The 12,187-nt window shown below is 41.1% G+C and carries 16 protein-coding genes; 14 read left to right on the top strand and 2 right to left on the bottom strand.

Translation table 11 applies throughout. The features are described from left to right. The first annotated feature begins 20 nt into the window (after positions 1-20). The 12 genes from rpsK to AWM68_RS04840 all read left to right on the top strand — a co-directional run bounded on the left by rpsK (position 21) and on the right by AWM68_RS04840 (position 9,399). Positions 21-416, top strand: coding sequence for a 30S ribosomal protein S11 (gene rpsK / locus AWM68_RS04895; RefSeq protein ID WP_066237883.1), 396 nt, complete (start codon positions 21-23; stop codon positions 414-416). A gap of 143 nt (positions 417-559) precedes the next feature. Continuing rightward, positions 560-1,504: a DNA-directed RNA polymerase subunit alpha gene (locus AWM68_RS04890; RefSeq protein ID WP_066237880.1), complete on the top strand. Its 945-nt coding sequence runs from the start codon at positions 560-562 to the stop codon at positions 1,502-1,504. Between the two features lie 58 nt (positions 1,505-1,562). Next, the gene (rplQ, locus tag AWM68_RS04885) at positions 1,563-1,925 is read left to right on the top strand and encodes a 50S ribosomal protein L17 (protein WP_066237878.1); all 363 of its coding nucleotides are present in this window, start codon (positions 1,563-1,565) and stop codon (positions 1,923-1,925) included. Positions 1,926-2,377: 452 nt separating this feature from the next. Beyond that, positions 2,378-3,208, top strand: a complete 831-nt coding sequence (locus tag AWM68_RS04880) for an energy-coupling factor ABC transporter ATP-binding protein (protein ID WP_066237873.1) — start codon at positions 2,378-2,380, stop codon at positions 3,206-3,208. Further along, positions 3,193-4,059, top strand: a complete 867-nt coding sequence (locus tag AWM68_RS04875) for an energy-coupling factor ABC transporter ATP-binding protein (RefSeq protein WP_066237869.1) — start codon at positions 3,193-3,195, stop codon at positions 4,057-4,059. Before AWM68_RS04880 ends, AWM68_RS04875 begins: the two co-directional genes overlap by 16 nt. Before the next feature lies 1 nt (position 4,060). Beyond that, a complete protein-coding gene (locus tag AWM68_RS04870) occupies positions 4,061-4,858 on the top strand; it encodes an energy-coupling factor transporter transmembrane component T family protein (RefSeq protein WP_066237868.1) in 798 nt (265 codons plus the stop codon). Positions 4,859-4,871: 13 nt separating this feature from the next. Further along, positions 4,872-5,624 carry a tRNA pseudouridine(38-40) synthase TruA gene (truA, locus tag AWM68_RS04865; protein ID WP_066237863.1) on the top strand — a complete coding sequence of 251 codons (753 nt, stop codon included), beginning with the start codon at positions 4,872-4,874 and terminating at the stop codon, positions 5,622-5,624. Positions 5,625-5,774: 150 nt separating this feature from the next. Next, the gene (gene rplM / locus AWM68_RS04860; RefSeq protein ID WP_066237860.1) at positions 5,775-6,212 is read left to right on the top strand and encodes a 50S ribosomal protein L13; all 438 of its coding nucleotides are present in this window, start codon (positions 5,775-5,777) and stop codon (positions 6,210-6,212) included. Between the two features lie 17 nt (positions 6,213-6,229). Next, complete coding sequence (gene rpsI, locus AWM68_RS04855) at positions 6,230-6,622, top strand: 30S ribosomal protein S9 (protein WP_066237857.1); 393 nt, start codon at positions 6,230-6,232, stop codon at positions 6,620-6,622. Between the two features lie 351 nt (positions 6,623-6,973). Beyond that, positions 6,974-7,417: a DUF2521 family protein gene (locus AWM68_RS04850; protein ID WP_197468130.1), complete on the top strand. Its 444-nt coding sequence runs from the start codon at positions 6,974-6,976 to the stop codon at positions 7,415-7,417. Positions 7,418-7,488: 71 nt separating this feature from the next. Continuing rightward, complete coding sequence (cwlD, locus tag AWM68_RS04845; RefSeq protein ID WP_066237852.1) at positions 7,489-8,214, top strand: N-acetylmuramoyl-L-alanine amidase CwlD; 726 nt, start codon at positions 7,489-7,491, stop codon at positions 8,212-8,214. 135 nt (positions 8,215-8,349) lie between these two features. Further along, positions 8,350-9,399: an Mrp/NBP35 family ATP-binding protein gene (locus tag AWM68_RS04840; RefSeq protein ID WP_066237849.1), complete on the top strand. Its 1,050-nt coding sequence runs from the start codon at positions 8,350-8,352 to the stop codon at positions 9,397-9,399. A 63-nt stretch (positions 9,400-9,462) separates the two neighbouring features. On the opposite strand, the gene gerD is transcribed toward AWM68_RS04840, so the two are convergent. Continuing rightward, entirely contained in the window at positions 9,463-10,071 is a 609-nt protein-coding gene (gerD, locus tag AWM68_RS04835; protein WP_066237844.1) for a spore germination lipoprotein GerD, read from the bottom strand. 147 nt (positions 10,072-10,218) lie between these two features. On the opposite strand from gerD, the gene AWM68_RS04830 reads away from it, so the two are divergent. Further along, complete coding sequence (locus AWM68_RS04830; protein WP_066237841.1) at positions 10,219-10,836, top strand: KinB-signaling pathway activation protein; 618 nt, start codon at positions 10,219-10,221, stop codon at positions 10,834-10,836. Positions 10,837-10,862: 26 nt separating this feature from the next. Here the strand turns inward: AWM68_RS04830 and pdaB are convergent, their stop codons facing one another. Then, positions 10,863-11,624, bottom strand: a complete 762-nt coding sequence (pdaB, locus tag AWM68_RS04825) for a polysaccharide deacetylase family sporulation protein PdaB (RefSeq protein ID WP_066237839.1) — start codon at positions 11,622-11,624, stop codon at positions 10,863-10,865. A gap of 151 nt (positions 11,625-11,775) precedes the next feature. On the opposite strand from pdaB, the gene AWM68_RS04820 reads away from it, so the two are divergent. Further along, positions 11,776-12,000, top strand: coding sequence for a hypothetical protein (locus tag AWM68_RS04820; protein ID WP_231868370.1), 225 nt, complete (start codon positions 11,776-11,778; stop codon positions 11,998-12,000). Positions 12,001-12,187: the final 187 nt, after the last annotated feature.

Here is a 12,187-nt window from a genome sequence, read left to right as displayed (position 1 = left end):
GTAAAGGAGGTAAACTCTAAATGGCAAAAGCACGTAAGACTAATACACGTAAACGTCGTGTCAAAAAGAATGTTGAAGTCGGCGTAGCACATATCCGTTCTACATTCAACAACACGATCATCACGATTACTGACACGCACGGGAACGCAATCTCTTGGGCGACTGCTGGTCACCTAGGATTTAAAGGTTCTCGTAAGTCTACTCCGTTCGCAGCACAAATGGCAGCTGAAACAGCTGGTAAAACTGCAATGGAACATGGTATGAAAACGTTGGAAGTATCCGTTAAAGGACCTGGTGCTGGACGTGAAGCAGCAATCCGTGCCCTTCAAGCGGTAGGCTTAGAAGTAACAGCTATTCGTGACGTTACTCCTGTACCTCACAACGGTTGCCGCCCACCAAAACGCCGTCGCGTGTAACGATATACACGGTATATATTTCTATAACTTGTCTATAATGGTTATAGTAAAAGTTTTGGTAATTGATAAGTCGGAATGCCTATGGGGAATTTCGGCTGGAGATTTCCAGCCGAGATTCGACGTTTGAAGGAGGGTTCAGTTGAATGATCGAAATCGAAAAGCCAAGAATTGAGACGGTTGAAATCAGCGACGATGCCACATACGGAAAGTTTGTTGTTGAACCACTTGAACGTGGATACGGGACTACACTAGGCAACTCCTTGCGTCGTATCCTGTTGTCCTCACTACCTGGTGCAGCAGTTACATCTATTCAGATCAATGGCGTATTGCATGAGTTCTCTACAGTAGAAGGTGTAGTTGAAGATGTTACAACCATCATCTTAAACTTAAAGAAACTTGCAATGAAGATTTACTCTGATGAAGAGAAGACACTTGAAATCGATGTACAAGGTGACGGTGTTGTAACAGCTGGCGACATCACTCATGACAGCGACGTTGAAATCCTTAACCCGGATCTTCATATCGCAACACTAGCAAAAGGCGCTCATTTCCAAATGAAGCTTCATGCTAAACGTGGTCGTGGTTATGTACAGGCAGAAGGCAATAAACGCGAAGACCTGCCGATCGGAGTTATTCCTGTTGATTCCATTTACACACCTATTTCTCGTGTAAACTATCAAGTGGAAAACACTCGTGTAGGACAAGTAACAAACTATGATAAGCTAACGCTTGATGTATGGACAGATGGGAGCATTCGTCCAGAGGAAGCAGTTTCTCTTGGTGCGAAGATCATTAGCGAACATTTAAACATTTTTGTTGGCTTAACAGATCAAGCTCAGAACGCTGAGATTATGGTAGAAAAAGAGGAAGACCAAAAAGAAAAAGTACTTGAGATGACGATCGAGGAACTAGATCTTTCTGTTCGTTCTTATAACTGCCTAAAGCGTGCTGGCATTAATACAGTTCAAGAACTTGCGAATAAGTCTGAAGAAGACATGATGAAAGTGCGCAACCTTGGAAAGAAATCTCTTGAAGAAGTTCAAGAGAAACTTGAAGAGCTAGGTCTTTCATTACGCGCTGACGATTAATTCGTAATACGCGCTTTTTCAAGACGAGAGAGAAACGCGCAGAGGAGGGAATACAAGCATGGGATACCAAAAGTTAGGTCGTGTATCTGCGGTTCGTAAAGCAATGCTTCGTGATTTAGCTACTGATTTAATCATCAACGAGCGTATTGAAACTACAGAAGCACGTGCAAAAGAAGTTCGTAAATTTGCTGAAAAAATGATTACGCTTGGTAAGCGTGGAGACCTTCATGCTCGCCGTCAGGCTGCATCGTTCCTTCGTAACGAAGTAGCAGACGCTGAGTCTGGACAAAGATCTCTTCAAAAACTTTTCAGTGATCTTGCACCTCGCTATGCAGAGCGTAACGGTGGTTACACTCGCATCGCAAAAATCGGCCCTCGCCGTGGTGATGGTGCACCAATGGTTATCATTGAATTAGTTTAATAAAACGTATGAAAGGGCGGGATCAAGTCTTCAATGACAATCTTGCCCTTTTTTATTTTTTTGAAAACTCCTTACAAAGTCAGTTGAAGAATGGCTATTGAAAAATAAAACTTGCTACCAGAAAGTTGCATGTTTGCTGGCGTTGAGGGGTTTATAATGGTTTGGATTTGTAGAAATATGTCGGCTCGTCGATATACACTTAAAACTGGGGAAATTAACACTGTAACTTGTCAAAATATAAACTAAACTCGTCAAATTAACTTAGGATTATTACAAATTAAGTGTATTAATACCCTTCCTAGTATATATGTGGAGATGAAATAAGCTCTTGCATCAGTGAGATGACGCAGGATCCACTTTTTTATATTCTAATTTTATCAGTTACAAAGCTAAATTTACTAACCGAGCAGAGAGCAGCTTAGAATGAGCAGCAGCTAAGAGGAGGATGTCACATGGAAAACATCATTACCGTTAAAGATGTGACCTTTTTTTATCCGGGAGAAGAGATACCTACACTTAAAGGTGTAACGTTAGATGTACACAAAGGGGAATGGCTTTCCATCGTTGGCCACAACGGCTCTGGTAAGTCCACGTTGGCGAAAATGTTAAACGGATTGTTATTGCCGAACGAAGGTGCGGTTTATGTTTCAAGCTACACAACAGAACGCCCCGACGACATATGGGAAGTAAGAAGACAAGTGGGTATGGTCTTTCAAAATCCTGATAATCAGTTTGTTGGGACAAGTGTGCAAGATGATATTGCGTTTGGCCTTGAAAATTTCGGTGTTCCTCGTGATGAGATGGTAAAGCGCATCAGTGAAAGTGTAGAGCGTGTAGGAATGGAAGCTTTCTTAAACCAAGAACCTCATCAGTTATCCGGCGGTCAGAAACAAAGGGTGGCTATTGCAGGAATCTTGGCACAGAAGCCATCTGTTATCGTACTGGATGAGGCAACATCGATGCTTGATCCGATCGGACGAATCGAAGTCATCGAGACGGTTCGGGAACTGAATCAAAAAGAAGGCATCACTGTCATTTCCATTACACATGATTTAGAGGAAGCGCTAAGTGCAGACAGAGTTGTCGTCATGAAAATGGGAGAAAAGGCAGCTGAGGGAATACCCGAAGACATCTTTCAACAGCGTGAATTGTTGAAATCGGCAGGTCTGGATTTACCGTTTTCACTAAAGTTAAGTGAAGCTCTCCGCCAACAAGGTGTGGAGCTTGATAAAAGCTATTTAACACAGGAAGAGCTGGTGAATGCATTATGGAAATTAGCATAAACCGCCTGGAACATCGCTACATGCAAGGCACTCCCTTTGAGAGACGTGCGCTTCACGACATTACGCTGGATATTGGTGACGGAACGTTTCTGGCTTTGATCGGTCATACCGGTTCAGGGAAATCGACGCTGATCCAACACTTCAATGGGCTGTTAAAGCCTTCTGACGGTTCTATAAAAATGGGCAGCACTGAGCTTAAAGCTGGCGGTAAAAAGCAAGATTTAAAACCGCTTCGAAAAAAAGCGGGAATTGTATTTCAATACCCAGAGCATCAGCTGTTTGAAGAAACGGTAGAAAAAGATATCATGTTTGGCCCGCGAAATTTTGGCGTGTCTGAAGAGGAAGCAAAGAAGACAGCTTCAAAAGTCATTGAGATGGTAGGCCTTCCACAATCTGTTCTCACAAAGTCACCTTTTGACTTAAGTGGAGGACAGATGCGCAGGGTTGCGATTGCAGGAGTCCTGGCAATGAATCCGGAAGTTCTGATTTTAGATGAGCCTACAGCAGGATTAGACCCTTCAGGCAGAGTCGAGATCATGGAGTTGTTTTACAACCTTCATGAAAAGAATAAGTTAACAACGATCCTTGTTACTCACAGCATGGAAGATGCGTCGAAGTATGCTGACGAAATCGCGGTAATGCATAAAGGTGAACTGTATCTGCATGGAAAACCTAGCGATATCTTTAATCAGCGAGAACTGCTGAATCAAGCGGGACTAGATGTTCCAGAGACCGTTCAATTTTTAAACAAATGGAATGAGGTATCTGGGCAAAATCTTTCACTATCCAGTTTTACGATTGAGGAGCTTGCGAAACTTGTGAGTCTTTCCCTTAAGAAGAGGGGGAACTAATATGCTGCAAAATGTAATCATCGGGCAGTATTACCCTGCATCTTCACCATTGCATCGGATGGATTCACGGTCGAAGCTTATTGCAGCGTTCTTTTATTTGTTTATAGTCTTTCTAGCAAACAGCTGGGTAACTTATGGGCTGCTAGTTGCGTTTACTGCAGTAACGATTACGTTGTCTAAAGTGCCGTTGCGCTTTTTGTATAAAGGATTAAAACCCATCCTTATTCTTGTTGTGTTTACGATGCTTCTGCATGTGTTCTTAACAAAAGAAGGGGAACTGCTGTATAAAGCAGGCTTTCTTGAAATTTATGAAGGTGGAATCATCCAAGGGGTCTTTATCGCGATGAGGCTTCTCCTTCTCGTTTTGATGACATCCTTATTAACATTAACAACGACACCAATTGATATCACGGATGGCTTGGAACATCTCTTAGGACCACTTAAAAAATGGAAGCTTCCTGTTCATGAGTTTGCCCTCATGATGTCGATCTCTTTAAGGTTTATTCCGACACTTCTTCAGGAAACGGAAAAGATCATGAAGGCACAGATGGCTCGTGGAGCTGACTTCACTAGCGGTCCGATAAAAGAAAGAGCAAAGGCATTTGTACCACTCTTAGTTCCTTTATTCGTTTCCTCGTTCAAACGAGCGGAAGAGCTGGCACTTGCGATGGAAGCTAGAGGATACCGAGGTGGAGAAGGAAGAACACGCCTAAGAGCATTAGAGTGGCATAAGCGAGACACGTTTGCACTTCTGCTTTTATTGTTGCTGACAGCATCGTTGTTATTATTACGCAGTTAAAAGGAGATTTAGGATGGCTCGTATGAAAGTAACCGTAGCTTATGACGGTACGGATTTTGCCGGGTACCAAATACAGCCTAGCGGCAGAACGGTGCAAGGAACCATCCAAGCCGTGCTGCAAAAGATTCATAAGGGAGAATCTGTGAGCATTTCTGCTTCAGGACGAACAGATGCCGGAGTACACGCTGTCGGTCAAGTGTTTCATTTTGACACAGATCTCCAAATACCGGCTGAAGCCTGGAGCAAAGCCTTAAACGCGATGCTTCCAAACGATATTTTAATCAAGAAAGCAGAGCGGGTCGAAAATTCGTTCCATTCTCGATTTTCAGCATGCAGCAAAGAATATCACTACAAGCTGCTCTTGAATAAACAACCAGATGTGTTCAAACGTAACCACATGTTTCATTATCCTTACTCTTTAAACGTTGCAGACATAAAACGTGCGGCAGAGTTATTTTTAGGCACACATGATTTTACGTCCTTTTCTTCTGCTAAGTCAGAAGTGGAGGACAAAGTTCGTACGATTTTTGGATTGAATGTTATGGAAGAGGATAACACACTCACTTTTAAGATCAGAGGCAGCGGCTTTTTGTATAACATGGTCCGCATCATCATAGGCACGCTTCTAGAAGTTGGGCAAGGGAAGAGAAAACCTGAAGAGATCGTAACGATTTTAGAGGGGAAAGACAGGTCGCTAGCTGGCAAAACAGCTCCTGCTCATGGTCTCTATTTATATCAGGTAAATTACGAAGAGAAAACGGAATAATATTTAGGATACGCTTGACATCGTTGTTTATATATTATAAGATATTATTTGGTATTTCTAAAGATATCGTCCACATGCCCCGGAGATATTTTGGGAAATGTTCACATTAAATATAATTGAAATTGATTGAAGATACAGGAGGGAAAACACATGCGTACGACTTTCATGGCGAAAGCTTCTGAAGTAGAACGTAAATGGTTTGTGATCGACGCTGAAGGCAAGACTCTTGGACGTCTATCCAGTGAAGTTGCTTCTATCCTTCGCGGTAAGCATAAGCCTATTTATACACCACACGTTGACACTGGTGATCACGTGATCATCATCAACGCTGAAAAGATCGAATTAACAGGTAAGAAATTAACAGACAAAATTTATTACCGCCACACTGGTCACCCAGGTGGACTTCGTACGAGAACTGCATTAGAAATGCGTACAACTCGTCCAGTCCAAATGCTTGAACTAGCAATCAAAGGTATGCTTCCAAAGAACAGCCTTGGTCGCCAAATGTTCAAAAAGCTTCACGTATATGCTGGAGCTGAGCACAACAATCAAGCACAAAAACCTGAAAACTACGAGTTACGCGGATAAAAAAGGAGGGTATTTACGTGGCACAAGTACAATATTATGGCACTGGACGTCGTAAGCACTCCGTAGCGCGTGTACGATTAGTTCCTGGTGAAGGCCGTATCGTAATCAACGGACGTGACATTGACGAATTTTTCGGATTAGAAACATTAAAGCTTATCGTTAAACAACCACTTAACACAACTGAAACAACTGACAAGTATGACGTATTAGTAACTGTTCATGGCGGTGGATACACTGGACAAGCAGGAGCTATCCGTCACGGTATCTCTCGTGCGCTTCTAGAAGCAGATCCTGAGTACCGCGGATCTCTTAAAGCAGCTGGATTCCTTACTCGTGACGCTCGTATGAAAGAGCGTAAGAAGTACGGACTTAAAGGCGCTCGTCGTGCACCACAGTTCTCAAAACGTTAATCTTTATTACGTTTATAAAAAACCCTGTTCTCTTTGGAGAGCGGGGTTTTTTTATGTATTTGTGACCTGCGCACGATTATTGAGTCTGAATCAAAGTTATTGAGTCTGTTTCGGAATTTAAGAGTCTAATTCGAAATTATTGGGTCTGTTTCAAGATTATTGAGTCTAATTTAAAATTATTGAGTCTGTTCTACGATTATTGAGTCTGTTCCAAAATGATTCCCCTTTGCTGATTGGATAATGGGTTTTTTCCCATCTTTTACGCAGTGTCGTCTTTCCTCCCCTGGAGAAAATAAAAGTATGGAAAAAACAAATTCGTGACATTCAACGAGCACGATGAAAGGGGAGGTAATGATGGCCATTGTTTTAAACAATTTTAAGGAGAAACAACGATTTAAAAAAGAAACATTTGAGCGCAAAGTGCTTCGGGATTTGTCGCTTGCTACGATCAAAAAAGAATTTCAGCGGTTGTTTCAGCCATTTTTTCAATACTCGCTTCTTTATCAAAATGACATTGAAGATGCATGCATTGATATGGCGATAGATGCTTATCTATTAGGAGCGAGCTACAGCCGTTTTGCTTATCATGGTGAAACTTTAGAAAAGATTAAGGATAGAGCGTACGAAAAACAAAAAGCAATAGCTGATGGGCTTTTTGAATATTGGCAGTTTTGGTGCTGGGGAACCGAGATGATGATGGAGTCCCTTCATCTGTGCTGTGAAGCGTATGTGCATATATGGTGGATGGAAGGCTACAAAAACGGTGAAAAACGATATCGAATGAAACTTCAATAAACTCAAGCAGTTATAAATTTTGTCTTGTCCCATATACATAGTATTATATGGCTTGTATAGGGGGACGAAACATGAAGAAGTGGGTGAAGGGAGCCGCATTTGCATTAGGATGCGCAGTCCTTTTCTTTATTTTCACCTATCATTTTTTAGACGATGACTCATGGCGGTCATGGAACCTGCCGCTGTCTGGAAAAATCATTGTCATAGACCCAGGTCATGGCGGTGCTGATGGTGGTGCTGTTGGGGATGGAGAAGTGCTGGAAAAAGAAATTGCTTTAAACATTTCGGTTTTGCTTCGAGATTATTTGCAAGAAGCGGGAGCACTTGTGATCATGACGCGAGAAACCGATACAGATCTTGCGAATGAAGGCACAAAAAAATTAAGGCACCGCAAGTGGGAAGATCTTAAAGAAAGAAGAAGAATCATCAACGAAAATCATGCGGACTTATTTATCTCGATTCATTTAAATTCATTGCCTTCCTCCAGATGGAGAGGGGCGCAAGTTTTTTATCATCCAGGAAAAGAGGATGGAGAAAACGTTTCTAAATTTATTCAAGATGAAATTAGACACAACCTACAAAATACAAACCGGTTTGCAAAATCCATTGAAGGCCTTTATCTGCTTCGGACTGCTGAAGTACCAGGAGCATTGGTTGAAGTGGGCTTTTTATCCAATCCGACAGAACGGGAACTGCTGAAAACAGAATCGTATCAAAAAAGTATCGCTGCATCGATCTATCAAGGAATGCTTCGGTTTTATACAAATGAAACACCACCAAAATCTCCTCTTGATTAGAGGGGATTTTTATTTAGTTAAGTTGTTGCTTGTTTAAAGCTGAGAATAAAGCAGTTTCAAAAAACCGCTTACATGCTTGTCCAATGAGGTTGTGATATACTGAAAAGGAATTTTACAGGTAAAGGATGTGTCTATGTGCTTACAGAAGAAAAAGTCATCGAGCTGTTAGGTCCTATTCAAGACCCTTATTTACATAAAAGTATGGTGGACTCCGGCAGTATCCGTGAGATAAAGATAAAAGAAGGCTATGTCGGGCTTAAGATTGGGCTGGCTCATACGAGTACTCCAGAGCAAATGCAGCTTCAGCAACAGATCGTTCAAGTGTTGAAGAATGCAGGAGTGGAATCAGTTGGACTTCGTTTCGAAAAAAGAGACGATGTTACTGCTGCAGATCCAAGTACAGCTCAACAAGGTGCACCAACTACTCTTCTTTCTGAAAACAGCAAAACGGGATTTATTGCGATTGCAAGCGGGAAAGGCGGCGTAGGAAAGTCTACGGTTTCCGTTAACTTAGCAGTTGCGCTTGCAAGACTAGGGAAAAAAGTCGGTTTGATTGATGCCGATATTTACGGATTCAGTGTGCCAGACATGATGGGAATCACAGAACGACCAAAAGTTAAAGGCGATCGCATCTTTCCTGTTGAACGGTTCGGCGTAAAAGTAATCTCAATGGCTTTCTTCGTGGAAGATAATGCACCTGTTATCTGGCGCGGGCCGATGTTAGGGAAGATGCTCATGAACTTCTTTAGCGAAGTTGAGTGGGGAGATCTCGATTACGTTCTTCTCGACTTACCGCCTGGAACGGGAGACGTTGCCCTTGATGTTCACAAGATGCTTCCTAAATGTAAAGAAGTCATTGTAACAACTCCTCATGCAACAGCGGCTTTCGTTGCAGCACGAGCAGGTACGATGGCGATTAAAACAAACCATGAAGTTCTTGGGATCGTTGAAAACATGGCGTATTTCCAAAGTGAATCTACGGGTGAAAAAGAATATGTATTCGGTAAAGACGGTGGAAAGCGATTAGCTGAGGAGCTGAATGTTCCTTTGCTTGGACAAATTCCGCTCGGCCAGCCTGAAATCAAAGAAGATGACTTTGCACCGAGTGTGTACGAGCAAACACATCCAATCGGCGAACACTACATTCAAATGGCTAAAACCATTATTGATAAAACAAAAAACTGATTATAGCTCCATAAAAAAAGGGCTGCCGAATGTAAGTTTTCCTTACTCTTCGGACAGCCTCTTCTATTGTGGACTTTTTGACTCTTGACCGCCTGTAGCCTCTTTTTCCTTATTGGAAATAGATTGATCAATCTCTTCATGAGCTGCTTTTTTCAACATTTCTTGAATTTGAGCTTGAACGATCGGACTATCAAAGGTTTCAAGCATTACTCTTTTCATTTCTTTTCTAACAGGCTGAGTATCAACAAGTCCTAATAACTTTTGTGCCATTTGAGGGTTCTGCATGATCTTCATTACTTCTGCCTGGTATTGTGGATCCTTTATTAAATCCTTCATCAGCTTTTCGTGTTCTTTACGCATGCTTTTTGCAAAAGCTACTGAAAACTTCGGGTCTTTAAAAAGTGTCTGCCAGAATTTTTGTCCTTTTTCTGAAAGAAGCTGCTGTTCGATCGTCTGTTTGATTACTTGTTGATCGATTAAGATATCTTGCTGAATTTCTTTATCAGATAGAACTTCTTTAATTGCCTTTTTTCCCTCATCCGTCTTCAATAAATCGACGAGCATCTTTTTTGTTGCTTCATAATCAACCTGCGAACTGCCTTGAGCTTCTTGTGCACAGCCAGATAGCGCAGCGAGCGAAATACAAAAGAGGAAAATGTATATTTTTTTCACCGAATTCCTCCTCCTTTCAAAATGTGCTCGATACTTATAGGATTGATTTTTAGCACGTATTTATACTGGTTATTTAAAGGAAAACTGGCAATTTAAAAAGGACATTGGTACAATCGTTACGGAACATGTTAGAGGGGGAAAACGCGGGTGAAAATTAAAAGCTGGCTCTATTTATTCATTACCACACTGTTAATTGGAATTATCAGTGCAATCACAGTGGGTCTTATATTAAAGTTTCCTGAGAACAGCAGCCTTTTTGAGGTGTTATTATACATCTTCGGATTAATCGGTTTCGGTGCGTTGTTCAGTGTATTTAGCCAGATGGGCTTCTTTGCTTATTTAACCGTACATCGCTTTGGATTAGGTATATTTAAGAGTCACCGATTATGGAACGGTGTACAGCTTGTTCTGATTGCTGTTGTATTATTTGATTTATTCTATTTACGATATACTTCCTTTCATAAAGACGGCGACAGTATTGTGAATTATATTTTGATACCGTTTGCCATCTTAGTATACGGACTAATCATCGCCTACTTAAAAGTAAAACAAACGTCAAATGTAGCATTTATTCCAACGCTTTTCTTTATTACGGTAGTAACCATCCTAGAGTGGGTGCCTGTTTTAAAAGAAAACAACACACTTTCGCTTTGGATGGGGTTTGTTCCACTGATGCTTTGCAACACATATCAAATTTTAATGCTGCACCGATTGCTGCAGTCCAATCAAAAACAACAATCAAAACAAACAAAGCCCTCTGCCTAAATTAGGCAGGGGCCTTTTAACGTGTATCAATTTACTTCTTTGCTTTTTGCTTCTGTATTAGCGATCATTTCACCCACACTTACAAATTTAAAACCATCTCCCCGCAATTTATCAATGATAGTTGGGAGTGCTTTATGAGTTTGCTTAACAGAGTCAGAAGCATGAAGTAAGATGATATCTCCAGCTTTTGTTTTATCTGTAGCGGTAGTAACAATTTGATCTACCCCAGGGTTCTTCCAATCCTTCGTGTCAATGCTCCAATGAACCACCGTATGATGCAGATCTTCAGAGATATTTAGAACACGCTCATCAAAATTACCGTTTGGCGGACGAAGAAGCGAAGTCATCTTCCCTGATACTTTTTTGATCTTTTCCTGAGCTAAGAGAATGTCTCGTTTAATTTGTTTATCTTCCCATTCCGTATAGCTTTTGTATTGATAGCCAAGACTTGCCACCTCGTGACCATCTTTTACGATACGTTCCACAATTTCCGGATGGCGTTCTGCCCAAGCAGCAGATATAAAGAACGTACAGTTTTTAACGCCTTTTTCTTTCAAGACATCAAGGATCGGCGTAACCCTCTTATCTCCCCAGCTGATATCAAATGTGAGTGAGACCTTGTTTCCTTGATCTTCTCCTTTGTAGATTGCACGGGGACCTTCTTTAGATGAAAAAACAGATAATTGCTGTTGTCCTACAAAAGCAATTGAAGCGGCAAAGAAAGCTGCGAAAACAACAACCATGTATTGTTTCACCTTTTTACCGTTTATGACAAAGAAAAATTTCATATCCTCATTTACCCCCTTGTCCATCATCCTTACAAAATATCTATGATTGTCCCCACAAGATATGACGGTTATTTAGAAAATCTAAAAAATAATAACTCGTCATTTTCATGGCAATAATGTTAAAAGAAAAAAACAAGCGGGGTGTCGTCTATTGTCTTTAGTAGGAATGCTTTTGAATCATCAAGAACTTCACGAGTTTGAATATGTGCTAAAAAAAGAGATGGAAGAACTCAGGTTTGATCTGGAAGACCATAGGATTGATGCTATTGTAAAATCGGTGTTAGAAGAAAGGTATCAAATCATCTACCGATTATTCTGCCGTTTTGCTAAGCCTTGTGATTGCAGAAGATACTTACGGCAAAAACAAAGAAATTAACTTTTTTTATAAAAACTATTGACCGATATATCCTGTAGGTGGTATATTACTTCTTGTCGCTTTTACAGCGGCTGAAACAAACGAAACAAACAAATTAAGAATCACTTAAAAAAAGCAGTTGACATCAACTAGCCAACGGTGGTATCTTATAAAAGTCGCCAAAACGAGCGGCTAACAAAAAGTTCTT

Source organism: Fictibacillus phosphorivorans (assembly GCF_001619875.1).
Classification (GTDB): domain Bacteria; phylum Bacillota; class Bacilli; order Bacillales; family Fictibacillaceae; genus Fictibacillus; species Fictibacillus phosphorivorans_B.
Note: the sequence above shows the minus strand (reverse complement) of the source record. Positions and strands in the feature narration are given on the sequence as shown.